Source organism: Cycloclasticus sp. (genome assembly GCF_019090545.1).
Classification (GTDB): Bacteria; Pseudomonadota; Gammaproteobacteria; order Methylococcales; family Cycloclasticaceae; genus Cycloclasticus; species Cycloclasticus pugetii.
This window is the reverse complement of record NZ_JAHRVT010000019.1, coordinates 14,083-39,846: the sequence shown is the minus strand read 5'-3', so window position 1 is coordinate 39,846 and position 25,764 is coordinate 14,083. Positions and strand designations below refer to the sequence as shown.

Annotated in this window: 20 protein-coding genes; 4 read left to right on the top strand and 16 right to left on the bottom strand. The window is 42.0% G+C overall.

The window, feature by feature from the left end; all coding sequences use genetic code 11:
- The first annotated feature begins 66 nt into the window (after nt 1-66).
- The 4 genes from KUG63_RS03980 to KUG63_RS03965 all read left to right on the top strand — a co-directional run bounded on the left by KUG63_RS03980 (nt 67) and on the right by KUG63_RS03965 (nt 7,462).
- Nucleotides 67-1,728 carry an AMP-binding protein gene (locus KUG63_RS03980; RefSeq protein ID WP_287554132.1) on the top strand — a complete coding sequence of 554 codons (1,662 nt, stop codon included), beginning with the start codon at nt 67-69 and terminating at the stop codon, nt 1,726-1,728.
- Nucleotides 1,729-2,214: 486 nt separating this feature from the next.
- Nucleotides 2,215-3,351, top strand: coding sequence for a thiolase family protein (locus tag KUG63_RS03975; protein ID WP_015005507.1), 1,137 nt, complete (start codon nt 2,215-2,217; stop codon nt 3,349-3,351).
- Nucleotides 3,351-5,675 carry a 3-hydroxyacyl-CoA dehydrogenase/enoyl-CoA hydratase family protein gene (locus tag KUG63_RS03970; RefSeq protein WP_287554130.1) on the top strand — a complete coding sequence of 775 codons (2,325 nt, stop codon included), beginning with the start codon at nt 3,351-3,353 and terminating at the stop codon, nt 5,673-5,675. The genes KUG63_RS03975 and KUG63_RS03970 overlap by 1 nt, the downstream gene beginning before the upstream one ends.
- A gap of 2 nt (nt 5,676-5,677) precedes the next feature.
- The gene (locus KUG63_RS03965; protein WP_287554128.1) at nt 5,678-7,462 is read left to right on the top strand and encodes an acyl-CoA dehydrogenase C-terminal domain-containing protein; all 1,785 of its coding nucleotides are present in this window, start codon (nt 5,678-5,680) and stop codon (nt 7,460-7,462) included.
- A gap of 63 nt (nt 7,463-7,525) precedes the next feature.
- Here KUG63_RS03965 and KUG63_RS03960 read toward each other — a convergent pair whose 3' ends face one another.
- From KUG63_RS03960 to KUG63_RS03885, 16 genes are all read right to left on the bottom strand, one after another.
- Nucleotides 7,526-7,789 carry a ComEA family DNA-binding protein gene (locus tag KUG63_RS03960; RefSeq protein ID WP_287554126.1) on the bottom strand — a complete coding sequence of 88 codons (264 nt, stop codon included), beginning with the start codon at nt 7,787-7,789 and terminating at the stop codon, nt 7,526-7,528.
- A gap of 133 nt (nt 7,790-7,922) precedes the next feature.
- Entirely contained in the window at nt 7,923-9,062 is a 1,140-nt protein-coding gene (gene lapB / locus KUG63_RS03955; protein WP_287554125.1) for a lipopolysaccharide assembly protein LapB, read from the bottom strand.
- A 4-nt stretch (nt 9,063-9,066) separates the two neighbouring features.
- Entirely contained in the window at nt 9,067-9,357 is a 291-nt protein-coding gene (locus tag KUG63_RS03950; protein WP_015005502.1) for a lipopolysaccharide assembly LapA domain-containing protein, read from the bottom strand.
- A gap of 120 nt (nt 9,358-9,477) precedes the next feature.
- On the bottom strand, nt 9,478-9,780 hold the full coding sequence (locus KUG63_RS03945; protein WP_015005501.1) for an integration host factor subunit beta: 303 nt from the start codon (nt 9,778-9,780) through the stop codon (nt 9,478-9,480).
- A 60-nt stretch (nt 9,781-9,840) separates the two neighbouring features.
- Nucleotides 9,841-11,508, bottom strand: a complete 1,668-nt coding sequence (gene rpsA / locus KUG63_RS03940; protein WP_015005500.1) for a 30S ribosomal protein S1 — start codon at nt 11,506-11,508, stop codon at nt 9,841-9,843.
- A 134-nt stretch (nt 11,509-11,642) separates the two neighbouring features.
- Entirely contained in the window at nt 11,643-12,317 is a 675-nt protein-coding gene (gene cmk / locus KUG63_RS03935) for a (d)CMP kinase (protein ID WP_020932842.1), read from the bottom strand.
- Nucleotides 12,314-13,615 carry a 3-phosphoshikimate 1-carboxyvinyltransferase gene (gene aroA / locus KUG63_RS03930; protein ID WP_287554122.1) on the bottom strand — a complete coding sequence of 434 codons (1,302 nt, stop codon included), beginning with the start codon at nt 13,613-13,615 and terminating at the stop codon, nt 12,314-12,316. Before aroA ends, cmk begins: the two co-directional genes overlap by 4 nt.
- A gap of 6 nt (nt 13,616-13,621) precedes the next feature.
- On the bottom strand, nt 13,622-14,491 hold the full coding sequence (locus KUG63_RS03925; RefSeq protein ID WP_020932844.1) for a prephenate dehydrogenase: 870 nt from the start codon (nt 14,489-14,491) through the stop codon (nt 13,622-13,624).
- 1 nt (nt 14,492) lies between these two features.
- Nucleotides 14,493-15,614, bottom strand: a complete 1,122-nt coding sequence (hisC, locus tag KUG63_RS03920; protein WP_020932845.1) for a histidinol-phosphate transaminase — start codon at nt 15,612-15,614, stop codon at nt 14,493-14,495.
- 34 nt (nt 15,615-15,648) lie between these two features.
- A complete protein-coding gene (pheA, locus tag KUG63_RS03915; RefSeq protein WP_015005495.1) occupies nt 15,649-16,731 on the bottom strand; it encodes a prephenate dehydratase in 1,083 nt (360 codons plus the stop codon).
- Nucleotides 16,732-16,740: 9 nt separating this feature from the next.
- The gene (locus tag KUG63_RS03910) at nt 16,741-17,904 is read right to left on the bottom strand and encodes a phosphoglycerate dehydrogenase (RefSeq protein WP_015005494.1); all 1,164 of its coding nucleotides are present in this window, start codon (nt 17,902-17,904) and stop codon (nt 16,741-16,743) included.
- 32 nt (nt 17,905-17,936) lie between these two features.
- Nucleotides 17,937-19,019: a 3-phosphoserine/phosphohydroxythreonine transaminase gene (gene serC / locus KUG63_RS03905; protein ID WP_020932847.1), complete on the bottom strand. Its 1,083-nt coding sequence runs from the start codon at nt 19,017-19,019 to the stop codon at nt 17,937-17,939.
- Nucleotides 19,020-19,038: 19 nt separating this feature from the next.
- Complete coding sequence (gene gyrA, locus KUG63_RS03900) at nt 19,039-21,615, bottom strand: DNA gyrase subunit A (RefSeq protein ID WP_015005492.1); 2,577 nt, start codon at nt 21,613-21,615, stop codon at nt 19,039-19,041.
- A 257-nt stretch (nt 21,616-21,872) separates the two neighbouring features.
- Nucleotides 21,873-23,006 carry a sensor domain-containing diguanylate cyclase gene (locus tag KUG63_RS03895; protein ID WP_020932849.1) on the bottom strand — a complete coding sequence of 378 codons (1,134 nt, stop codon included), beginning with the start codon at nt 23,004-23,006 and terminating at the stop codon, nt 21,873-21,875.
- A 16-nt stretch (nt 23,007-23,022) separates the two neighbouring features.
- Complete coding sequence (gene ligA, locus KUG63_RS03890) at nt 23,023-25,044, bottom strand: NAD-dependent DNA ligase LigA (RefSeq protein ID WP_020932850.1); 2,022 nt, start codon at nt 25,042-25,044, stop codon at nt 23,023-23,025.
- Nucleotides 25,041-25,736: a cell division protein ZipA C-terminal FtsZ-binding domain-containing protein gene (locus KUG63_RS03885; protein WP_020932851.1), complete on the bottom strand. Its 696-nt coding sequence runs from the start codon at nt 25,734-25,736 to the stop codon at nt 25,041-25,043. The genes ligA and KUG63_RS03885 overlap by 4 nt, the downstream gene beginning before the upstream one ends.
- Nucleotides 25,737-25,764: the final 28 nt, after the last annotated feature.

Sequence of the window (25,764 nt, the reverse complement as noted above, 5' to 3'; positions counted from 1 at the left end):
CGTTTATAGCCATTATAAAAACCGATATCAACATACTTAAACGCCTAATCGACAAAGGAGAACATCATGGATAGGCCTTGGTTAACCAGTTACCCCTATGGTGTAAATTCAGATATTGATATTCATCAATATAACTCTCTCGTCGAGATCTTTGAACACAGTGTGGAGTTGTATGCAAACCTCCCAGCCTTTAGCAATTTCGGCACCACAATTAGCTATGCCGAGTTTAGCGATGCTACAGAATCAGTTGCCGCCTATTTACAAAATAAACTTGGGCTGGAAAAAGGAGAACGTGTTGCCATTATGATGCCAAACTTACTGCAAAACCCTGTTTCAATTTTTGGTGTTTTGCGAGCTGGCCTAACAGTCGTTAATACTAACCCGCTTTATACCGTTCGTGAATTACACCACCAACTAAAAGATTCTGGTGCCAAGGCGATTATTGTTGTTGAAAACTACGCCAGCACAGTTCAAGCAGCTGTAACTGATACCGATATTGAGCATATTATTGTTACCAAAATGGGCGACATGCTTAACTTCCCTAAATCTATTCTCATCAATTGGGCGGTTAAATATCTAAAAAAAATGGTCCCTCCTTACACTCTACCCAACGCCATTTCATTCAAAACCGTCTTATCTGAAGGATCAAACCAGGACTTTGTACCAACACCACTTAGCCATCATGATATTGCATTTCTGCAATACACAGGCGGCACAACTGGTGTTGCCAAAGGCGCCATGTTATCGCATAAAAACATGGTTGCTAACATGTTACAGGCATCCGAATGGATAAAAAATGACGTACTACCGGGCCGTGAAGCTATTATTACTGCTTTGCCGCTCTATCACATTTTTTCCCTTACTGCTAATTGTCTGGTCTTTATGGAGGCGGGCGCAAACAATATATTAATTACCAACCCAAGAGACTTCAAAGGCTTCGTTAAAGAACTTAGCAACACCCCATTTACCGCCATAACTGGAGTGAATACGCTTTTTAATGCTCTTATTAATACACCTGGCTTTGCAGATATAGACTTCACCCAACTTAAAATATCATTAGGTGGCGGCATGTCGGTACAACCAGCCGTCGCTGCTCAATGGAAGAAAATAACCGGATGCACGCTTGTAGAAGCATTTGGCTTAACCGAAACCTCACCCGCTGTCTGTATTAACCCTTTAAATTTGGAAGAATTTAACGGCAGTATTGGTCTCCCCATTCCATCAACCTATTGCAAACTAATAAACGACCAGGGTGATACGCTTCCAGATGGTAAAGCGGGGGAACTCTGCGTTAAAGGCCCACAAGTTATGCAGGGTTATTGGAATCGCCCAGAAGATACCGCAGAAGTCCTATCCAACGATGGCTGGTTTAAAACCGGTGATGTTGCAAAAATGGATGGTAATGGCTTTTTCTACATTGTCGACCGTATAAAAGACATGATTTTAGTCTCTGGTTTTAACGTATACCCAAACGAGATAGAAAGCGTTATTGTTGAACATAAAGGCGTCTTAGAATGTGGCGTTATTGGCGTACCCGATGACCTACGTGGTGAAGCTGTTAAAGCGTTTGTTGTCAAAAAAGACCAATCATTAACAGAAAGCGAACTACTGGCACATTGCAGAAAGAGCCTTACCGCCTATAAAACACCCGATAAAATTGTTTTTATTCATGAACTACCTAAAACCAATGTCGGTAAGGTTTTAAGGCGTGAACTTCGGTCTTTATAGTCAATGCCAAGTTGCGTTTTTGTATCTACCCGCTTGTTCAATTGACGTTACTATAAGGCAGGCGCATATTGCATATTAGGCATAATATGAAACATGACACGTTATACATAGCAATAACGATAACTGGCATTGCAAATGTTAGAACTTATACGCTAGCACGCTATAAAACGAGCCGCTTTAAAAACTCTAAAAGTCCTATTTTTAACCTCACCTTTCCTTATAACGGTTACACACATAAGTGGCTAACGCTTTGCGCTAAACCTTTTCGCTATTCATTCATTAATATCAACGTTTTTACGGCGTCATATAACAGTCCTACAGAACAAACAACACATATAACCCCTCTACTTATCAGCTCAGCAGGCCACATTAGGCCGTTCACTGAGCGTCGACATGGGACTGAAAAAAACATGCAAAACGTAAACAAACCTAACCCACCGTCTCAAAAACTCTCAGCATTCAACCTGCCATCAGATGGAGCAAATCATGAAAAATGTTGTTATAGCAGCTTACGTACGATCACCCCAAACTTTTGCCCATAAGGGCGCTTTAGCAACCCTAAGGCCAGACACCCTGGTCTCTCAAGTGATCGCCGGCCTAGTTAGCAAAACAGGCATCGACTCAGGCTCACTAGAAGACATTATAATGGGCTGTGCTTTCCCAGAGGGCGAACAAGGTCTTAATATCGCCAGACTGAGTGGTTTAATGGCAGGAATACCCAACAGTGTTGCCGGGGTCACAGTTAATCGTTTTTGTGGCTCTTCTATGCAAGCCATTCATATGGCTGCCGGTGCTATTCAAATGAATGCAGGAGAAGCCTTTATCTGTGCTGGCGTTGAATCAATGAGTCGCATTCCCATGGGCGGGTATAACCCTATGCCAAACCCAGCCTTATTCAACACCCTACCAGCAGCCTATATCAGCATGGGGGAAACAGCTGAAAACGTTGCGAAACAATACCAATTGTCACGCTCACAACAAGACGAGTTTGCCATTGCTAGCCAACAAAAAGCTGCCGCCGCTCAGCAACAAGGCCGCTTTAAAGATGAAATCATCCCCATAGACTGTGATTCAATCATTGTTGAGATGGATGGCTGCATCCGAGCAAATACCAGCATCGAAGAGATGGCAGGATTAAAGCCCGCTTTCTCTACTGACGGAACCGTAACGGCGGCCAACTCTTCCCCGCTGACTGATGGCGCTTCAGCAACATTAGTTTGCAGCGAAGAGTACGCCATACAAAATAAATTAACGCCTTTGGCTCGAATTAACAGCATTGCTGTATCCGGTTGCGCTCCCGAAACAATGGGCCTAGGACCAATTTTCGCGACCAAAAAGGCCTTACAAAGAGCATCCTTAACGATTACAGATATAGACATCATTGAAATTAATGAAGCCTTTGCCAGTCAGTCTATCGCTTGTATTCAAGAACTTAAGGTTGATATTAATCGAGTTAATATTGATGGTGGCGCCATTGCTCTCGGTCACCCTCTGGGTGCGACAGGCGCTAGAATCACAGGAAAAGCAGCCGCTTTATTAAAGCGCGAAAACAAACACTATGCATTAGCCACTCAATGTATTGGCGGCGGGCAAGGTATTGCAACTATCCTGGAGTCTCTCTAATGAAAATAGACAGCATCGCCGTCATTGGCGCAGGCGTAATGGGCAGCGGCATTGCAGCCCAGATTGCGAATGCCGGTAAAAAAGTTTTGTTATTAGACATCGTTCCTGAGGGTGCCGAAGATCGCAGCATCATTGCTCAAACTGCCCTGAAAAAATTATTGAATACAAAACCAGCTGCGTTAATGCATAAACGTAACGCCAAAAACATTACACCTGGAAACCTAGAGGACAATTTCAATGATTTAGCCACTGTAGATTGGATAATAGAGGTAATTGTTGAACGCTTAGATTTGAAACAAGATTTATACAAAAAAATTGACGCAATACGTAAACCAGACTGCATCATTTCATCTAATACCTCCACACTCCTTCTTAGCGATTTAACAGCTGGAACATCCAAAGACTTCTCACGTCATTTTCTCATCACGCATTTTTTCAACCCACCTCGTTATATGCGATTATTAGAAATGGTTGTCGGGCCAGATACACAGCCAAAAGTTGTGGAATGCTTAAGTCATTTTTGTGATTACAAACTAGGCAAAGGGGTCGTCAAGTGCCATGACACACCCGGCTTTATTGCTAATAGAATTGGTACATATTGGATACAAACTGCCTTACTAGATGCCATTCGCCTAAAGCTAACCGTAGATGAGGCCGACAGCCTAGCGGGCACACCAATGGGCGTTCCTAAAACAGGCATTTTTGGCTTAATGGACCTAGTGGGCATTGATATCATGCCCTATGTTTTAGAGTCCATGGTTCACTCCTTACCTAAGCACGACCCATTTCAAGAACAAACGGTTATTCCAGACATCGTAAAAAAAATGATTACCGATGGCTATATAGGCCGCAAGGGAAAAGGTGGATTTTATAGACTCAGTACGTTAAACGGTAAAAAAACCAAAGAGTCTATTAACTTAATAACTGGAGAATATGCCCCACACAAGCAAACAACATTAGAGTCACTAAAACCTTCAGTTAAAAAGGATCTACGAAAACTGGTTTCATTCGATGACAAAGGTGGTCAATTTGCTTGGTCAGTTTTATCAAAAACCTTGTGTTACTCAGCTTCTTTAGTTCCAGAAATAAGCGACAATATTGAATCCATCGATCGAGCTATGAAGCTAGGCTATAACTGGAAGTATGGCCCGTTCGAACTGCTCGATAAAGTCGGGGTTGATTGGTTTATCAATAAACTAAACGATAACCAACAACCCATCCCACCGTTCTTGTTAGCAGCACGAGGAAAAACCTTTTACTCCTTTGAAAACGAGCAGGCGTTAAGCTTAAACCTTGCCGGTGAGTATCGTCCGGTAGAAAAACACGAGGGGGTTTTAACATTAACCGATATCAAGCAAAGCCAACGCCCTATCAAGTCGAATTCATCCGCAAGTCTATGGGATATTGGTGATGGTGTTCTCTGTTTAGAGTTTCACAGCAAAATGAATTCGATTGACCCTGATATTTTAGCTCTGATTGGTAGTACAGTTGAGGTCATTCCAACTAATTACAAAGCCTTAGTTTTATACAATGAAGCCGACAACTACTCTGTTGGCGCCAACATTGGTTTAGCCTTATTTGCTGCTAACACAGCCGCTTGGCCACAAATAAATCAGATGGTGAAATCAGGGCAAGATACCTACAAAGCCATGAAATACGCCCCCTTTCCTGTTGTTGGTGCACCATCTGGAATGGCTCTTGGAGGCGGCTGCGAAAGCTTGCTTCATTGTGATGCCATTCAAGCACACGCAGAGTCTTACCTCGGCTTAGTTGAAGTAGGCGTTGGGCTTATTCCATCATGGGGAGGCTGTAAAGAACTATTAACCCGCTGGATGCTAAACCCAAAACGGGCTAAAGGTCCCATGCCAGCGATCAGCAAAGCATTCGAATTAATCAGCACTGCCACCGTCTCCAGCTCAGCAGAAGAAGCGAAAAGCCACTTATTCATGCGCCCAACAGATGGCATCACGATGAATCGTGAACGCTTATTATTTGACGCAAAACACAAAGCCTTAGAACTGGTTGAGGGCTACCTTGCTCCTGAAGAAGCTGAGGTATCACTACCCGGCAGCACCGCACGTATAGCGCTTAATTTAGCCGTTAACAATTTTGTTAATACAGGTAAAGCAACACCCTACGACAGCACCGTTGCCGACCAATTAGCTATGGTATTGAGTGGAGGTGACACTGATATTACTGAACTACATACTGAAGATGATTTATATGCACTCGAACGCCAAGCCTTTGTAACACTGATCAAAAATACTAATACATTAGATCGTATGCAGCACACACTAGAAACTGGCAAACCGCTGAGGAACTAAACATGGCTACATTAAAAGCGCCGATTGACGACATTAAGTATCTAATAAATGAATTTTTAGAAACTGACGAACTCAGTAACATACCTACTTTCTCAGAGATGACGACAGACCTGACAGATGCTATTTTTGAACAGGCTGGAAAGGTGTCCGAAACATTATTATTTCCTTTAAATAAAGCGGGTGATGAACAAGGCTGCACATACCATGATGGCGTCGTTACAACGCCTGATGGTTTTAAAGAAGCCTATCAAGAAATGACAGCCTCTGGCTGGGGGAATTTAACCTGTGATCCTAAATACGGCGGACAGGGCTTACCTCATTATATTGCCAATGCCGTTGATGAAATGCTTATTTCAAGCAATATGTCATTCACCATGTACATGGGGTTAACTATTGGTGCCTATAACGCTATCGAAAAATTTGCCCACGAAGATTTAAAAGAAAAATTTCTATCTAATATGGTCTCCGGGCAATGGAGTGGCACAATGTGTTTAACAGAACCTCAATGTGGCACAGATTTAGGGCTTATTCGAACAAAAGCGGTTCCACAAAGTGAGGGTAATTATCACCTTTCCGGCAGTAAAATCTTTATTAGCGCTGGCGAGCATAACTTAACAGAAAACATAATACACCTAGTATTAGCAAGAACCCCAGATGCCCCTTCAGGAATCAAAGGAATTAGTTTGTTTTTAGTGCCCAAGTTCAACGTTCATGATGATGGAACCCTGGCAGAACTCAACGGTGTTTTTTGTAGCGGAATAGAACATAAAATGGGAATTAACGCCTCATCCACCTGCTCTATAGAGTTTGATAACGCGAAAGGTTTTCTTGTTGGCGAGCTAAACAAAGGGATGAAAGCGATGTTTGTTATGATGAACAGCGCTAGGCTCCATGTTGGTATTCAAGGCTTGGCCATTGCTCAAGCCTCTTATTGCAGTGCTAAAGATTACGCTAAAGAACGTCTTCAAGGCAGAGCTCTTAGTGGAGCAAAGTACCCCGAACAAGCTGCCGACCCACTGATCGTTCACCCTGACATTAGACGCATGCTGATGACAATGAAGGCTTACACAGAAGGTGCGCGAGCCTTAAGTAGCTGGTTATCTTACAAACTTGACCTATCCCAGCATGCTGATAACAAACAACAAAGGCAAGAAGCAGATGAGCTTGTTTCTTTATTAACACCGGTCTTTAAATCATTTCTTACTGATATTGGAGAAACAGTCACTAGCCTAGGTATACAAGTATACGGTGGCCATGGTTATATCCGTGAAAATGGAATGGAACAGTATTTACGAGATGCAAGAATTAGTAAAATTTATGAAGGTGCAAATGGTATTCAAGCGCTTGATTTAGTCGGTCGAAAATTACCCGAGCAAATGGGTAAATATTTACGGCATTTCTTTCACCCCATCTCTAACTTTCTTGAGCAATATGCTAGCGATAAGCTGTTAACAGCCTATATATTACCCTTACAGAAATCATTTTCAAGATTACAACAAGCAACTCTCTTTATTGCACAAAAAGGGTTATCAGACCCAGATGAAGCTGCTAGCGCTGCTAGCGATTACCTAAATATGTTTGGTTTAGTCGCTCTTGGTTATATGTGGGCAAAAATGGCTGAACAAATCACCTATCGTAAAGGCGAAATGAGTGCCGATTTTTACGATGCAAAACTCAAAACAGGCCTATTTTATATGCAACGCCTCTTGCCTCAAACAGGCTCTCTACTGTCTAACATCTTGGCTGGCTGTAATAGCACCATGAGCCTTAAGGAAGAGCAGTTTTAACCATCAAGGTATGAGCATAAAAAAGCCCTGAATTAACAGGGCTTTTTCACTCCATGAAAAGCTCTACATTACATCCAGTTGAATATTTTCACGATTTTTATCGACCGTAGACGCGCCTATACCTTTTATCTTAGTCAGTTCTTTCAGGCTTTTGAAGGTACCATTTTTTTCACGGTAATTAACAATCGCTTCTGCTTTAGCTGGGCCAACACCTTTAAGTTCTTTTGCAATATCATCGGCATCCGCTGTGTTTATATTTACTGCCAATGCCATGAAAGAAAAGCAAAAACAACTTAATGAAACCAATACTATAATAATCTTTTTCATAAATATCCTTATTCATTTACGTTGATTAAACATCCTTATTCCATACAACCGTATTTACTTTCGTCTATTTAGATAGCCTACGTCTATACGTAAAACCTTAAAGTGTTATCGGTAAAGACTTACAGAATACCTTTTATATTTCGATCGGTTCAATAACCCCCCAGTCTTGACAACTTGGACAACACCAATTTAAATCAACTGAAGTAAACCCACACTGTTTACATTGAAAATTTTGTACATCATTATCAAACTGTTTAATAATACTTTTTAAGAACTCAAGCTCGGTATTTTTATCCGGACGTGTAATCCCTGCATACAATTTCAAATAACTTTTCGACGGATGTTGACGTAACTTTTTATGCATGAAAGCAGATGCTTCTTCCAAGCCTTTGTGTTCCAACAGCACATCTAAAAAGCGACTGTCAACAATGGTTGATTCATTGTTCTGTTGAAGTTCAGACAAGAAATCAAATTTTTGTTTTGACCGGCCTAGTCGGTCATAGCAGTTAAGTATTAAATCAATAAATACAGGCACAAACTTTCTATCTTGATCCATTATTTTTAACAATAATTTCAATGCTTGCTTATACTCACCTTTAGCCACCTCAATTTCCGCACTAATAATATTAACCCTGACACACAATGGATCGATTTTAAGCGCTTTTCTCAAGTGGCTTTTGATAATATCCGCATCCTCTTCAAAACGATACAATAGTGCTGCTTCACAGTGTAAATGGGACAGTAGTAAAGGTTGCTTTTTGAATTCGATTGATTCTAGTCTTGTCGCATAGTCTATCGCTTTTAACCATTCTTTTTCTTGTTGAAAAATAGACAATAATTGTCGAACCGCATTAACTTCATGAAGCTCCATTTTTTCTAATTCAAGAAAAATATTCTCGGCTCGATCAAGTAGTCCGGCACGCATATAATCCAAACCGAGTTCATTTAAAATATTGGCTCGCGTATCTAGGCTAATTTGAGGCCTCGCAATAAGATTTTGATGTAGACGGATGGATTTTTCTACTTCACCGCGCTGACGAAATAACGTACCCAATGCAAGGTGCGTTTCTATGGTTTCATCATCTACTTCTAATAAATCAATAAAAACATCAATCGCCTTATCAGGCTGCTCATTTAACAAATAGTTGATGCCTTTAAAAAAGCCTTCATATTCGTTAGAAGGCTTTTTTAACTTCGCATTATAATGTCTAAATGCTACGTACCATCCACTGGCTGCTGCTACCGGTAACAGCATTATTGCAAATTCAAACATTCAATTAATTTATCTGTTTAGCGGGGTATGTTCTTAAACTAGAAACTTCTTTTTTGGTAACTGCCGCTTCTTTTGACAATTTCGAGTAACGTTGTCGTAACATCAAATTACTCCAAATTTTTGAGCTTAACCCCAGCACGGCACCTAATATAAACGCTGACAGTAACGCAAAAGAGAGTGGCATCTCAAGCCAGCCATAGTAATAGTTAATTTTGATAGGCGCGGAGTTTAAAACGGATAGTACAAAGCCCACGACTAGAACAATCACGAAAACTAATAAATATATGAATTTCATACGCACCTTCTTAGCCTTTATATGTAGCTTATCAAACAATGTGTACTTGATTATAACAAGCTAAAATTATATTTAGTTCTTTTCTTCGAGCAAAAAAAAGCCCCTTAAAAGGGGCTTTTTTTATTTAATTCTGTAACTTTCTTTTGCATTATCTACCCGAGACCTTAGTTCTTTCCCCGGTTTAAAGTGAGGAACATACTTCCCTGATAAGGCAACCGATTCGCCATTTTTCGGATTTCTACCAATTCTTGGTGGACGATAGTGCAACGAAAAACTACCAAACCCTCTAATTTCAATTCTTTCACCAGAGGATAGCGCCCTACTCATTCTTTCTAAGATGCATTTTACAGCCAACTCAACATCTTTATAGGGCAGATGTACTTGCTGATCTGCTAATTTTTCAATTAATTCTGATTTTGTCACGTTATCACCTTAAGTAGACATTAGGCGGAATACATTATCCCGCCTAATGTTCGACTCTTTTTACTTATCTTCCATGGAGTTCTTAAAGATATCACCCAATGTCGGTGTGCTAGCATTTTGAGCAGAGTAGTCGCTCAATACTGCTTTCTCTTCATCATCATCTTTAGCTTTTACAGATAAATTAATGGTTTTGTTCTTACGATCAACCCCAATAAATTTAGCTTCAACCTCATCCCCTTCGGTCAGTAAGTTTCTAGCATCATCCACTCGGTCTCTATTAAGCTCTGAAGCACGTAAGTAGCCTTCAATACCTTCTGCTAATTGAATAACCGCGCCTTTCGCATCAACTTCTTTTACCGTTCCTTTGACAAGACTATTTTTATCATTCGATGCCAAGAACTCTTGGAAAGGATCCTGTTCTAACTGCTTAATGCCTAATGAGATTCTCTCACGCTCAGAGTCAATCGCTAGAATAACAGTTTCAATTTCCATTCCTTTTTTGTAATTTTGCAGGTCTTCTTCAGCTTTCTCATCCCAAGAAATATCAGACAAATGTACCAAACCGTCAATATCACCATCCAATCCAATAAAGACACCAAAGTCAGTAATAGACTTAATAAGGCCTTTAATTTTGTCGCCTTTCTTATGAATCGCTGAGAAGTCTTCCCATGGGTTTCCTTTACATTGTTTCATACCCAATGAAATACGACGGCGAGTATCATCAATTTCAAGCACCATCACTTCAACTTCGTCACCTAATGATACGATTTTAGCTGGGTTAACATTTTTGTTAGTCCAATCCATTTCTGACACGTGAACAAGACCTTCGATGCCGTCTTCAATTTCAATAAAGCAACCGTAATCTGTTAAGTTTGTTACTTTACCACTCAGTTTAGAGTTAACTGGGTAACGGTCTAAAATATTAACCCAAGGATCTTCACCCAACTGTTTCATGCCAAGTGAAACACGTTTCTTCTCTTCGTCATAACGAAGCACAAGAACTTCAATATCCTGACCGATTTCGATCACTTCGGATGGGTGTTTAACACGCTTCCAAGCCATATCGGTAATATGTAACAAACCATCTACGCCGCCCAAATCGATAAATGCACCGTAATCGGTAAGATTTTTTACAACCCCTTTAAGGATAGCGCCTTCTTTCAAGTTTTCTAATAATGCTTCACGCTCTGCGCTGTATTCTGTTTCTAGAACTGCTCGACGAGAGACAACAACATTGTTACGTTTTTCATCTAATTTGATGACTTTAAACTCAAGGTCTTTGCCTTCTAAGAAGGTTGTATCTCTAAGTGGACGTACATCCACAAGTGATCCTGGTAAGAAGCCACTTAAGCCACCTACTTCAACAGTAAAGCCACCACGTACTTTGCCAGTGATAACACCTATTACTGTTTCTTTTTCTTCTGCTGCTTTTTCTAGGAATTTCCAGGCTGCAGCTTTTTTCGCCTTATCTCTCGATAATAGTGTTGAGCCTAAGCCGTCTTCCACCATATCCAATACAACTTCAACTTCATCGCCAATCGCAACCTCTAGCTCACCAGAGGCGTTAACAAACTGCCAACGTGGCACATTGCCTTCTGATTTCAGGTTTGCGTTAACAATAACTGAGTCGTTAGTAATATCCACTACTAAACCGGTGATCAGTGTGCCCGGTGTTAGTTCAGCGGACTTAATGCTTTCTTCAAATAGTTCTGCGAAATTTTCGCTCATGATGTTCTCTTTATAAATTTTTTAACGTCCTAAGACCTTAAAAAAAGGGTTAAGTTAAAAAAAGGCTTGAGTCATTCGAGCTCAAACCACCTTTATTTCTCGGTAACGAGAGTACCCAAACTGTCGGATACGTTTTATTTGTTTTTCAGTAAATTTAGAACTTGCTGTACAACCTCTTCTATAGTGCAAAGAGATGAGTCTATGTAAACAGCATCTGTCGGCACTACCAACGGAGAAGCACGGCGATTTTTATCTCGCTCATCTCTTCGCTCAATATCTTGAATAACATCAGTCAGGTTAGCACTTATTCCTTTTTCAATCAACTGCTTATAACGCCTTTTTCCACGCTCGGCCGCGTTTGCTGTCAAATACACTTTGTGTGTCGCAGTTGGAAATACAACACTCCCCATATCTCTTCCATCGGCGACTAAGCCTGGCGGCTTCAAAAAAGATTGTTGCTTAGCTAACAAACCATCTCGCACTCTCTTAAATACCGCTATTTTTGAAGCAACATCCCCAACCTGTTCGGTTTGTAATTCATTCTGTACTTCTTGCCCGTTTAGCAAAACCGACCAGTTTCCCAGTTCTGTTCGCTTAAACTCTAATTCAATATCTCTAACCAAATCTGCAAGCGCGTCTTCATTCTTAAGATCCACTTTAGACCTGATCGCTGCTACACCCAGTGCGCGATATAGTGCACCACTATCCAAATAACGCCAGCCTAATTTTTCAGCAATACGCTTGGAAATAGAGCCTTTTCCTGAACCACTTGGACCATCAATTGTTAAAACTGGAATTATATTACTCATTTTGCCGCTAACTCAAAACCACATTGAGTCGCTAACTCAACAAAATTAGGGAAGGACGTCGCTACATTTTCGCAATTATTAATTTTAATAGCTCCCCTTGACTGTAGACCAGCTACCGCAAACGCCATCGCGATTCGATGATCATCAAAACTCTCTACTTCTCCGCCTTGCACAGCCCCTCCATTAATAATCATACCATCGGCTGTAGCCTGGGCATCTACGCCTAATGTTTGTAAGCCATCAGCCATTGTTTGAATCCGATCACTCTCTTTTACACGCAACTCTTCGGCGCCCGTTACGATTGTTTGACCCTCAGCATAAGCAGCGGCAACAAAAATGACTGGAAACTCGTCTATGGCTAAAGCAACTAAATTTTCAGGTACTTCTATACCTTTTAATTGACAGCTTTTGACCCGTATGTCTGCTACTTTTTCTCCACCCACTACTTTTTCATTTAGTAACTGAATATCGGCGCCCATCTTTAATAAAATATCGATAATGCCTGTCCGTGTTGCATTCACGCCAACATGTTGGAGTGTAATATCTGAATTGGGTGTAATCGAGGCCGCCACAAGAAAAAATGCTGCCGAAGAAATATCACCCGGCACATCAATTGACATACCTTTTAGTGCCCCTCCTCCTTCTATTGAAACCACATTGCCTTCCGTTTTTACCGAGTAGCCGAAGCCCTTCAACATACGTTCTGTATGGTCCCTAGTAATTGCAGGCTCAATCACCTCTGTTGTGCCTTCTGCGTATAAACCCGCTAATAGCAAACACGACTTCACTTGGGCGCTACCCATTGGCATCTTATATTGAATACCACGCAAGGGCGCGCCACCATGAACTTTTAAAGGTGATGTACCTGCATCAGTGCTTTCAACTGCTGCACCCATCAATGATAGTGGGTCTAAGACCCGACGCATTGGACGTTTGGTTAATGAATGATCACCTGTCAGCGTGCTGTCAAATTTTTGGCCAGCCAATATACCCGATAATAAGCGCATCGAGGTTCCTGAATTACCAACATATAAGTCTTCTTGCGGCGCTTTAAGCCCATGCAAACCGACTCCATTTATTCGTAGCCGACCTTCACCTAATCGTTCAATATCAACACCCATAAGTTGAAATGCTTTTAAGGTTGCCAAGGCATCTTCGGCTTCTAAAAAACCACTGACTTGCGTGACACCCTCTGCCAAGCTACCTAACATAATAGCTCGATGTGAAATTGATTTATCGCCAGGGACACGAAATTGCCCCTTTAGTCCCTGACTGAGGCTTGATAACATTGTATTCATTGAATTTTACTTTTTTTGAAGGCTTAAGAAATATTTCCGCGCACTTTGTGCTGATTTAAATATCTCTAATAAACCTTGTTTATCTTTTGCATCGATTAACGATGATATCTTCTGGTTAAGTTGCTCTAACTCTTTCATTACATTAAGTAACTCAGGCCCATTTGCTAGGCAGATGTCCGCCCACATTTCTGGGTCACTTGATGCAATACGTGTAAAATCTTTAAATCCACCGGCAGCGTATTCAAATATCTCACGTTCATCTTGTTTGTTTTTCAGTACTTCTACTAATGAGAACGCTAATACATGGGGTAAATGACTTGTCGCAGCAAACACCTCATCGTGATGCCGAGGACTCATTATAGACACCTCTGCACCCATTTTCTCCCACCATGTTTGACATAGGTCAGTGAGCTGCTGATCTGTCGACTCAGTGGGCGTAAGGATACTACGTTTTCCTTCAAATAAACGATCACTGGATGCTTCTACACCGTTATTTTCCGAGCCTGCAATCGGATGCGCTGGCACAAAGTTACTGGGCACCCCAGCAAAAACGTTTTCTAAAGCGTCTAAAACGCTAGCTTTTGTACTGCCAGCATCCGTATACAAGCACTCTTTTGACCATGTGGTTTTTAGTTGCTGGAAAATTGATTCAAAAGCCCCAACAGGTGAGCATATAACGATAATATCAGCGTTTTTTGTCGCTAATGGAATGGACAGCTCATACCCATCAATAACACCTAATTCAACTGCTTTTTGTAAATGCTTCTCGCTTCGCCCTACGCCAATAACTTCTTCACATAAGTTGTTTTTCTTTGATGCCCTTGCAATAGAGCCGCCAATTAAGCCAACACCAATGATGCACATTTTCTTAAACATGCTAGATCACCTTCTTCAGCGCACTTAATAAAACCTCATTTTCTTCGGCTAAGCCAACTGATACTCTAAGATAGTCAGGCATGTTATACCCTGCTATAGGGCGTACAATGACCGCCTCATGCAGTAATTTCGTGTAAATATCTGCCGCTTTTTCACCGACATTTAGCGAGATAAAGTTTCCAGCAGAAGGGATATAGCTCAGCGCTAGTTTCTCAAAACCATTAGCGAGTTGTTGTAAACCTTGTTTGTTTAATTCACGGCTTTTATCAATGTAGGCATCATCTTGTAACGCAGCCTCGGCAGCAACTAAGCCCAAAGAATTTACATTGAATGGGTGTCTCACCCTATTGAGCAAATCGGCAATATCCGGATGACTGACCGCATAACCTATTCTCAGCCCAGCTAGCCCATATGCTTTTGAAAAAGTTCTGGTAATAATCAAATTTGGATAGCGCTGTAGCCAACGGGTTGTATCAACGACATTTTGTGGTTCCAAGTATTCGCAATATGCTTCATCAAGAACCACAATAATGTGCTTAGGTATTTTCTTTAAGAACTGCTCCAATTGGTCTGGCTCTATCCACGTTCCTGTGGGGTTATTTGGGTTAGCAATAAAAATAACTGACGTTTTTTCACTAACTAACTTCCCCATCGCCTCAAGATCGTGCCCATAAGCGTCAAGCTCATCAGGCAAACGGGCTTTAGCGACTCGTGCAGTAGCACCTACAGATTGCGTAGCTATGGAGTACACAACAAACGCATATTCAGAGTAGATACATTCTCGCCCCATGCTTAAGAACACCCGAGCAATAACATCTAGAACATCGTTTGAACCATTACCCAGTGTAATCATATCAGCGTTTACACCGAGTTTTTCTGACAAGGCTTTTTTTAAATAAAAACCGTTGCCATCAGGGTACATTGAAATATCATTCAACGAGTTCTGTATCGCTTTTTTAACCCTCTCACTTGGGCCCAAGGGGTTTTCATTTGAGGCTAACTTAATAATATTATCAAGTCCCAGCTCACGCTGTAATTCATCAATAGGCTTCCCGGGCTGATAGGGGAACAGGCCATTAATAGGCTCAAACGCCAAATCACAAAAATTATTTTTTATAGACATTATTATTGCTTTCCGGCAACCCTTTACTTTATTTTTAAATAACCGCTTTGGGGTAAGAGCCTAATACTTTTAATAGATTCACATTAGGCAGCAATTCTTGTAATACTGTGGACACTTTTTCATCGTCTTGATGACCATCAATATCAACAAAGAATACATAGTCCCAAGCTGCTTGCCTTGACGGTCTAGATTCTATTTTATTTAGACTAATACCTGCATATGCAAACGGTGCTAATACACTTTGCAAAGCACCAGCAATGTTCTTTGTAGAAATCATCATGCTGGTCTTATCATCGCCACTTGGTGGTACTTCTTGCTGACCGATGACCAAGAACCGTGTTGTATTATTTGGCTCATCTTCAATATTGCTGGCCAACATATTTAATTGGTATAAATCAGATGCTATTTCACCCGCAATCGCCGCAGCCCCTTCTTCACTCGCAAGACGTGCCGCCTCAGCATTACTGCTTACCGCTATAGTTTCTACGCCGGGTAAATGCGACATAAGCCACTGCCGGCATTGCGCCAAGGATTGTTGGTGCGAATAAACCACCTTAACTTGGTCTAGTGCTTCAACATTGGTCAACAAATGATGATGAATCCTTAACGCTACTTCTCCGCAAATCTGTAAGGCTGAATTCATGAAAATGTCTAGCGTATGACTAATCACACCTTCAGTAGAATTTTCAACCGGCACCACACCATAGTGAGCCTCTCCATTTTCCACCTCATGAAAAATATCAGCAATGGTCGCCGTCTCAACAGTGCGTACAGCATGTCCAAAATGTTTTAAGGCAGCTTCTTGCGTAAAGGTGCCTGACGGACCAAGGTAAGCCACCGTCAGCGGCTTTTCCAGCGCCAAACACGATGACATTAATTCACGATAAATTCGTGCCACATGCTCATCTTTTAAAGGCCCTGGATTTTGCTCCTTAACACGCCTTAAGACCGAAGCCTCACGGTCTGGACGATAAAAATCTACCGTTTCTCCTTCACGTAACTTTACAGCCGCAACCGCTTTTGCCAAATCAGCTCGCTGATTAAACAGGGTTAATAATTGACTATCTAGCTCATCGATAGCGCCTCTTAACTCAGATAATGAATCATTAACACCCATGCTCACCTCTTAAATCGTTCTAACAGATAGAACACCATCAATGGCTTTAATTTGATCAACGACGTCTTTTGTAATTTCTGTATCCACATCTAATAAGGTATACGCCAAGTCGCCTCTTGATTTATTCAATAAATCTAAGATGTTATGACCTGTTTCCGCAAGAATACTCGAAATTTGCCCAACCATATTAGGTACATTAGAATTTGCAATAGCCATACGGTAACCACTCACTCGTGGCATCTTGACTTGTGGAAAATTCACCGAGTTTTTGATATTTCCATTTTCTAGGAAATCCTTTAATTGATCAGCAATCATAATTGCACAATTTTCTTCAGCTTCCCCTGTAGAAGCCCCAAGGTGTGGCAAGGTAATGACACGCGGGTGATCTTTTAATAGGTTACTTGGAAAATCACAAATGTATGAATACAGCTTACCGGCATTTAACGCTTCAACAACGTCTTCATCATTTACAATTCCATTGCGAGAAAAATTCAAAATAATCGCATTATCATTCATCGTGTTAATACGACGTGCATTAATGAGGTTCTTTGTTCCCTCATTAAACGGCACGTGGATCGTCACAAAATCAGACTTTGCTAACAACTCATCGACTGTATTTGCAGACTCAATAGATGATGATAGCTGCCACGCACGCTCAACAGTCAACGCTGGGTCATATCCTACAACGTTCATGCCTAAATCTCGCGCCATATTCGCCACGGATGTGCCAATCGCACCTAAGCCAATAACGCCTAATGTACGACCTGGTAATTCAAAGCCTACAAATTTTTTCTTAACTTGCTCTACTTCTTTACTAATGGACTCGTCATCGCCTGTAAGGTTTTTTGCACATTCCCACGCCTGACATATATTTCGGCAACCTAAAAGCATACCTGTTAAAACTAATTCTTTTACCGCATTTGCATTAGCGCCTGGTGCATTAAACACAGGAACACCTCGTGCACTCATTTTCTCAATGGGTATATTATTAACACCGGCACCGGCCCGTCCAATTGCTAAAACACTTTCAGGTATATCTACATTATGCAGCTTTAAAGAACGCAGCATATAAGCATCTGGGTTTTGAATTTCAGAGGCCACTTCATAGGTCTCTCTTGGAAATTTCTCAAGGCCTTTTACAGAAATGTTGTTCAATGTTTGTATTTTGTACATGTTTACTAACCTATAAATTATTAACTGTTTGTCTATGCCTTTGTTCTTTCAAACTCAGCCATCATACTGATCAATGCATCAACCCCTTCTTCTGGCATTGCATTATAAATGCTGGCACGCATACCCCCTACTGATCGATGACCCTTTAAAGTGACTAGGCCAGCTGATTTAGCTTCACTTAAAAATAAGCCTTCTAATTCAGCATTTGCCAAGGTAAATGGAATATTCATTCTTGATCGTGAGGTCAACTCGACAGGGTTTGCATAAAAATCTGAGTTATCAATCGCAGCATAAAGTTTTTCAGCCTTACGAACATTTTGTGCTTCTATCGCTGACACACCGCCTTGCTCTTTTATCCACTCAAACACTAAGCCCATTAAGTACCAGCTGTAGGTGGCAGGTGTATTAAACATTGACCCTGCATCTGCATGATTTTTATAATCCATCATGGACGGCGAACCGGCTTTCACATTGCCAATCAAGTCGTCGCGCACTATTGTAAGCGCTATACCCGATGGCCCCATATTTTTCTGACCGCCAGCATAAATGACACCAAACTTACTGACATCAAACTCTCTAGATAAAATATTTGATGACATGTCCGCAACCAAATCTATATCACCTACATCGGGTATAGAGTGAAATTCAACACCACCAATGGTTTCATTACTGGTGTAATGCAAGTAGGCCGCATTTTGATCAACATCCCAACTGTCTACTGCTGGGATTGTAGTGAAGTTAGTCGATTCTGAGCTGGCCGAAATGTGCACATTGCTATGAATTTTAGCTTCTTTAATGGCTTTTTTAGACCAAGCACCTGTATTGACATAACAGGTTTTTTCTTTACCGCGAAGTAAATTCATCGGCACCATTGAAAATTGGGTTGTTGCACCACCTTGTAAAAATAGAACCTTATAGTTCTCAGGAACGTTCATTAGTTCTCGAACATCGGCTTCTGCTTTTTCTGCAATTGAAATAAAGTCTTTACCACGGTGACTCATTTCCATAACAGACATACCCGAGTCATGCCACTCAAGCATTTCTTGTTGGGCTTTTTTCAATACGTCTACAGGTACTGCAGCCGGGCCGGCACTGAAATTATATACACGGGACATCTAACTCTCCTTAAAACAATTAATCTGTAATTTCTTCATCAAGGGCGACTTCTTCACCCTCTTCATCATCTAAGCTAGCAATACGATCTAAACCGATGACTTTTTCATTCTTAGCGGGACGAATAACACGAACACCTTGTGTATTTCTCCCTAAAATTGATATTTCACTGGTTCGCGTTCTAACCAATGTACCGCCATCGGTGATCAGCATTAGCTCGTCGCTTTCATCTACCAAGACAGCACCGACCAACGCACCATTACGTTCACTGGTTTGCATTGCTATAACCCCTTGCCCACCACGCTTATGAATCGGATACTCTTCAATTTTTGTGCGCTTACCGTAACCATTTTGGGTTAATGTTAAAACAGTGCCTGGTTCTGAAATAATCAATGAAATAATATGTTCTTCATCTTTTAAACGCATACCCCGAACACCACTTGCTGTACGTCCCATCACCCGAACATCTGCCTCTTTAAAACTAGCTACCTTGCCTGAGCTAGCAAATAACATAACGTCTTTTTCGCCATCGGTGACTGCAACGCCAACCAAGGTATCGTCATCACGCAAATCAATAGCAATTTTGCCGTTCGCACGGGGTTTTTCAAACTCTTTAATATGGGTCTTTTTAACCGTGCCCGATTCAGTAGCCATGAAAATATATTCATCTTCATTGAACTCACGAATTGGCAAAATAGCGTTAATACGTTCGTCACTGTCTAGCGGCAGCAAATTGACAATCGGTTTACCTCTCGCAACCCTACTGGCCACCGGCAAATTGAACACGCGCAACCAATAGACTTTCCCTTTACTCGAGAAACATAAAACCGTGTCATGTGTGTTGGCAATAAACAGCTTATCAATAAAGTCTTCATTCTTTGTGTTTGCGGCTGTTTTACCCTTTCCACCACGACGTTGCGCAGTATATGAAGTAAGCGGCTGTGATTTCACATAACCCTCATGCGACAAAGTCACCACCATATCTTCTTCGGTAATTAAATCTTCTGCCGTGAGGTTTAAAAACTTATCAACAATTTCTGTTCTACGCTCTTCTTTATATTCTTCTATCAGTGCTTTCAGCTCTTCACTGATCACTGACATCAAGCGATCCCTGTTCGCCAAAATATCTAAAAGGTCATCAATTACAACAAGAAGATCTTTATATTCTTGAAGAATCTTATCTTGCTCAAGCCCTGTCAAACGGTGCAGGCGCAACTCTAAAATAGCCTGCGCTTGCGCAGGAGATAAATGATAACGCCCATCAACAATGCCATATTGCTCTTCAAGCTTATCTGGGCGAGAACGGCTTGAGTCTGCTTTTGATAATAAGTCAGCTACTAAACCAGGCTCCCAAGCTGCTCCCAGCAAGCTCACCTTTGCTTCGGCGGGGGTCTTTGCTGCCTTAATCATCGCGATCATTTCATCAATATTCGACAACGCAATCGCTAACCCTTCTAGGGTATGAGCACGCTCACGCGCTTTACGTAAGTCATAAATTGTTCTGCGCGTTACGACTTCACGTCGATGATCAATAAACGCATTAAGGATTTGCTTAAGATTCAAACATTTAGGGCGACCATCGATCAGCGCCACCATGTTAATACCGAACACATTCTGAAGTTGCGTGTGTTGATATAAATTATTGATAATCACTTCAGGCACTTCGCCACGTTTAAGCTCTATCACCATACGCATGCCGTCTTTATCTGACTCATCACGCAGGCCTGAAATACCTTCTAGCTTGCCATCTTTGACAAGATGAGCAATTTTCTCCATCAAGCGTGCTTTATTTACTTGATACGGCAATTCAGTGACGATAATAGACAGCTTACTATTTGAGCTTTCTTCGCCTTCAACATGGTAACGCGCACGTAGGTAAATTTTTCCGCGGCCTGTTTGGTAAGCTTCGCGAATACCGGTGGCACCATTGATAATACCTGCCGTTGGAAAATCAGGCCCTGGAATATATTCCAGCAATTGATCAATGGTTGTTTCAGGCTCCTCAATCAAACGCAGACATGCTGAGGTTACTTCCGCAAGATTATGTGGCGGAATATTCGTCGCCATGCCCACCGCTATACCAGACGAACCATTAATGAGCAGTAAAGGAGCACGCGCAGGCAACACACTGGGTTCGTGCTCTGATTCATCGTAGTTAGCAGTAAAATCAACTGTTTCCTTATCTAGGTCAGTTAACATTTCATGCGACAACTTTGACATTCTGATTTCGGTATACCGCATCGCCGCTGCAGAATCACCATCAACTGAACCAAAGTTACCCTGACCATCCACCAACATATGACGCATAGAAAAAGGCTGTGCCATCCGAACGATGGTGTCATACACAGCGGTATCACCATGAGGGTGATATTTACCAATAACATCCCCAACAATACGGGCGGATTTCTTATAAGGTTTATTCCAATCGTTGTTCAACACATTCATTGCGTACAACACCCTACGGTGCACTGGCTTTAAGCCATCACGTACATCTGGCAAGGCTCTCCCAACAATAACACTCATCGCGTAGTCTAAATAAGACTGGCGCATCTCATCTTCAATATTGACGGGGATCGTTTCTTTTACAAGCTCAGACATGTATCGGTATCTCCTAGGATGCCAAATAATTCAAAAAAACATTAAGAAAGCGATAAAAATATACTTCACATCAGCTTTTTATCGCCAAAAAATTCATGCTAAATAAAGCCGAAATTATACCCGAAAAACGGTGCTCTTGATAACTTTGTTTGCCCGCACAAAACAATGCTTCTAAGCTTTCGCCATTACATCGCCATAAAATATGGCCTTAAGAAGCCGCTACGCCCTATACTGAACCATAGAAACAAACCCTGCGGCTACTCGGCTCTTTTATCAACAACTGAGCACGACTTTACTTCTCCACCACTACGCACGAGATTACGCCCAGATTTTTTTGCCTGATACAAAGCCTTATCGGCAACGTCTATTAACTGACTAGCCCCCAAAGGCTTAGATAACCCTGGTTCTGCAACAACAAACGTTGAAACACCAATTGAAACGGTCAGCGCTAGTGAACTTTCGCCGGCCATTTCTATTGAGGCATTAGCAACCGACTGCCGCATCCTTTCTGCTACTTCAATACCCTTCTTCTCAGAGGCAGTTGGCAATATCGCCACAAACTCTTCACCACCATAACGCGCCAGAATGTCATTTGCTCGCAATTGACCACGTAATGTCTCCGCCACGTGTCGAAGCGCCAGATCACCTACTTGATGCCCAAAGTTATCGTTCACCGCCTTAAAAAAGTCTATATCAATAAACAAACACGACAGACTATCACCCGTTCTTAAGCAGCGAAGTATCTCTTCATCCATCCGTTGTTCAAAGAACCGCCTATTATTCACCCCTGTCAGCGTATCAAATAGGCTAGTGCGCCTGAGCTGTTCATAATTCAGCGTGTTTTCCATGCACACGCTCATCACCTTACCTAGACGCTCCAAAAAATATGTCGCCATTTCTACTTGAAAACGTCCCTCATCTTCACTACCAAACACCATACAGCCCAGATAAATACCACGCCGCACAAGAGGAATAATCGCTACTGTCTTTGGCGCTGTTTTATTAGCTGGCCAAAAAACCTGGGGTAGGACATCATTAGCAGCGCCTAGCAAAATTCGTTGAGACAAACCCAGCTCATCTTTAAACACCCCTCCCTTAGATAAAAAAATAATATTCGGGTATTCATCAAACCTAAAACCATCCTCGGTAAGAAACTGCTTTATCTCATCATCTTCATCTGCGAGCACCAACGATAAAGAGTCGAGATTAAAGGCTAATTGGGCATCGTCGTTAATATGCTCAATTAATTCACGTAAAGAATTCAGTGACAATAAACGCATTTCCAAGTCTTGAAAACGTTTCAACATTTCCTCATTCTTTTGCGCACGCGAAATCATGCCATCCATATGGCTTTGTAACACGCAAACTTGCGTTTCTAAATCGGCATCCATAGCGTTACAGTTATATTCAGTCCTTTGCTATTAGCTTTATTAAATCGTCTTCTGATAGTACCGTCACCCCTAGCGACTGGGCTTTTTTCAACTTTGAACCAGCATCCTCCCCGGCAACAACATAATCGGTTTTTTTCGAGACGCTTCCAGTCACTTTTGCACCCAATAATTGCAAGGCTTCTTTCGCTTCAATACGCCCCATCGTCGACAATGTACCGGTCAACACAAAGACTTTACCTGATAAAGCCTGATCATCTTGGGGAACTGCTTCAACATTGGGCCAACTAACCCCTAAGTTTTTCAAGCTCGCTATTACCTCACGGTTATGCGCCAACTCAAAGAAAGCCACGATATGTTGTGCAACAATAGGCCCAACATCAGGCACCTTCTCCAACTCTTCAACAGTGGCACTCTGTATCACATCCAGCTGTCCAAAATAGCTCGATAAGCTTGCCGCAGTCACCTCGCCTACTTCTCGAATACCCAACGCATACAGAAACTTCGGCAGGGTCGTTACCTTGCTTTTTTCAAGTGCCGCGATAATATTACTGGCAGACTTATCGGCCATTCGCTCCAAACTCGACAACTGCTCGTGAGTTAATCGATACAAATCAGCCGGCGTTTTAACTAAATCCTGAGCGACTAATTGCTCAATAATCTTGTCACCCAACCCATCTATATCCATCGCCTTACGTGAGGCAAAATGCTTGATCGACTCTTTCACTTGAGCACGACAAAACAAGCCAGCTGGACAACGTGCGATCGCCTCTCCCTCCGCGCGCTCCACTGTTGACCCGCACACAGGACAAGACATTGGCATTTCAAAAAGCTGCGATGCAGGCTTTCTCTTTTCCAATACAACAGAAACAATTTCTGGAATCACATCGCCGGCACGCCTGACAATCACCGTATCACCCACACGAACATCTTTCCTGCGCATTTCACCTTCGTTATGTAACGTGACATTCGTAACGGTAACCCCACCAACAAAAACAGGTGCCAATCGAGCAACCGGCGTAATGGCTCCTGTTCTACCCACTTGCACATCAATCCCTATTACTTCGGTCATTTTTTCTTGTGCTGGAAATTTACGTGCTATTGCCCAACGCGGCGCTCTTGACACAAAACCAATGGCTTTCTGTAAGGCAAAATCGTTAACTTTATAAACGACCCCGTCAATCTCATAAGGTAATAGCGCTCTTTTTTGCGCCAACACTTGATAGGCTTGGTGACATTGCTGCATGCCCCTTGCCGTCGTCACCTGATCACTCACTGGCAAACCCCATGTAGCCAACAGCTGAAACAGCGCCTGTTGTGTCTGCGGTAGCTCGTAACCCTCTACCACCCCAATACCATAGCTATAAAAAGCCAGTGGACGGGTTGCTGTTATTTTTGAATCTAGCTGCCTCAAACTACCTGCAGCGGCATTTCTTGGATTAGCAAAAGGCTTTTCACCTAACGCCAATGCCTGTTGATTCAGCTGCTGAAAACCAGACAACGGCATAAACACTTCACCCCTGACCTCTAGACTCAATGGTAGATTATCGCCTTTTAAACTGAGTGGAATGGCACCAATAGTTTTAACATTTTCGGTAACGTCTTCGCCTCGTTTACCATCCCCTCTTGTTGCAGCGCGTACTAACACACCGTCCGCATACAACAAAGAAATAGCTAAGCCATCCAATTTCGGCTCGACAAGGTATTCGATGTCTTCAACCCCGTCAGCTCGCTCTCGCACTCGCTTATCAAATGCCTCAAACTCATCATCGTCAAAGGCATTATCTAATGACAGCATCGGCACCGCATGCTCTACCTGCTGAAATGAGTCTAACGGGGCTGAACCGACGCGCTGCGTCGGCGAATCATCACTCATTAGCTCTGGGTTTTCAGCCTCTAATAACTGAAGCTCTCGCAATAAGGCATCGTAATCGGCATCAGGAATTTTTGGTGCGTCGTACTGATAATAATTCTGGTTATGTTGATTTATCTCTTCACGTAGCGTCTGCACACGTCGCTTAACATCGTCATGCATTGTCATAAATTAGAAAGCTGTGACTGAATTTTCATAATGTTATCTGGTCTCAACTCGTTCATTTCAGCATCGACCAACCTCGCCTCTAGGCGCTGACTTAATTCACGCGCCACATTCAACATATTTTCAAACGCTTCACTTGGTTGCGCGACATCACTGACTTGAAAAAATAATATGATCCCTGTTGATTCAAACTCAGTCATATTACCCACAGGAAAAGTGCCTGGCTCTAATATATTTGCCACGTGAAACTGTTGCGCCTCAACACCATCATGTCGCTGGTAATAATGAAAAATCCCCATATCACCGAACTCAAGACCTAAGGCTGTAAACGCATCTATCAAAGCTGTACCCAATAACGAGCCGCCACTATGAGGCAAAACAACCAGTTGAATGACCAATGCCTGCTCTGCCACTGGCACATCCTCCACTGGATCAACGGGTGAAGGGTCTGACTCTTGCGCTTCAGGCACGTCCACATGCTCATGAATGGTCGGGGCCTGCTGTTCATCCAATACCGCAGAAAAGGACGGTTCACCACCTATCACCGGATCCACTCGCTCATCAAATGCCGAGTCATCTAGCTCTTCTTGTTGAACGGTCGCTTTCTTTTTTTCTAGCACGTCATAAAAATATATCCCCAACAATATGACCATACCCACTAAGAGCAATATTAACCTTAACGAGTTTTCTTCCATTTTCCATCCTTAAAAATTCGTTTATTTA

Coding starts and splice junctions, on each gene's coding strand:
- KUG63_RS03980 (WP_287554132.1), top strand. CDS start 67: ATGGATAGGCCTTGGTTAACCAGTTACCCCTATGGTGTAAATTCAGAT.
- KUG63_RS03975 (WP_015005507.1), top strand. CDS start 2,215: ATGAAAAATGTTGTTATAGCAGCTTACGTACGATCACCCCAAACTTTT.
- KUG63_RS03970 (WP_287554130.1), top strand. CDS start 3,351: ATGAAAATAGACAGCATCGCCGTCATTGGCGCAGGCGTAATGGGCAGC.
- KUG63_RS03965 (WP_287554128.1), top strand. CDS start 5,678: ATGGCTACATTAAAAGCGCCGATTGACGACATTAAGTATCTAATAAAT.
- KUG63_RS03960 (WP_287554126.1), bottom strand. CDS start 7,789: ATGAAAAAGATTATTATAGTATTGGTTTCATTAAGTTGTTTTTGCTTT.
- lapB (WP_287554125.1), bottom strand. CDS start 9,062: ATGTTTGAATTTGCAATAATGCTGTTACCGGTAGCAGCAGCCAGTGGA.
- KUG63_RS03950 (WP_015005502.1), bottom strand. CDS start 9,357: ATGAAATTCATATATTTATTAGTTTTCGTGATTGTTCTAGTCGTGGGC.
- rpsA (WP_015005500.1), bottom strand. CDS start 11,508: ATGAGCGAAAATTTCGCAGAACTATTTGAAGAAAGCATTAAGTCCGCT.
- cmk (WP_020932842.1), bottom strand. CDS start 12,317: ATGAGTAATATAATTCCAGTTTTAACAATTGATGGTCCAAGTGGTTCA.
- aroA (WP_287554122.1), bottom strand. CDS start 13,615: ATGAATACAATGTTATCAAGCCTCAGTCAGGGACTAAAGGGGCAATTT.
- KUG63_RS03925 (WP_020932844.1), bottom strand. CDS start 14,491: ATGTTTAAGAAAATGTGCATCATTGGTGTTGGCTTAATTGGCGGCTCT.
- hisC (WP_020932845.1), bottom strand. CDS start 15,614: ATGTCTATAAAAAATAATTTTTGTGATTTGGCGTTTGAGCCTATTAAT.
- pheA (WP_015005495.1), bottom strand. CDS start 16,731: ATGGGTGTTAATGATTCATTATCTGAGTTAAGAGGCGCTATCGATGAG.
- KUG63_RS03910 (WP_015005494.1), bottom strand. CDS start 17,904: ATGTACAAAATACAAACATTGAACAACATTTCTGTAAAAGGCCTTGAG.
- serC (WP_020932847.1), bottom strand. CDS start 19,019: ATGTCCCGTGTATATAATTTCAGTGCCGGCCCGGCTGCAGTACCTGTA.
- gyrA (WP_015005492.1), bottom strand. CDS start 21,615: ATGTCTGAGCTTGTAAAAGAAACGATCCCCGTCAATATTGAAGATGAG.
- KUG63_RS03895 (WP_020932849.1), bottom strand. CDS start 23,006: ATGGATGCCGATTTAGAAACGCAAGTTTGCGTGTTACAAAGCCATATG.
- ligA (WP_020932850.1), bottom strand. CDS start 25,044: ATGACAATGCATGACGATGTTAAGCGACGTGTGCAGACGCTACGTGAA.
- KUG63_RS03885 (WP_020932851.1), bottom strand. CDS start 25,736: ATGGAAGAAAACTCGTTAAGGTTAATATTGCTCTTAGTGGGTATGGTC.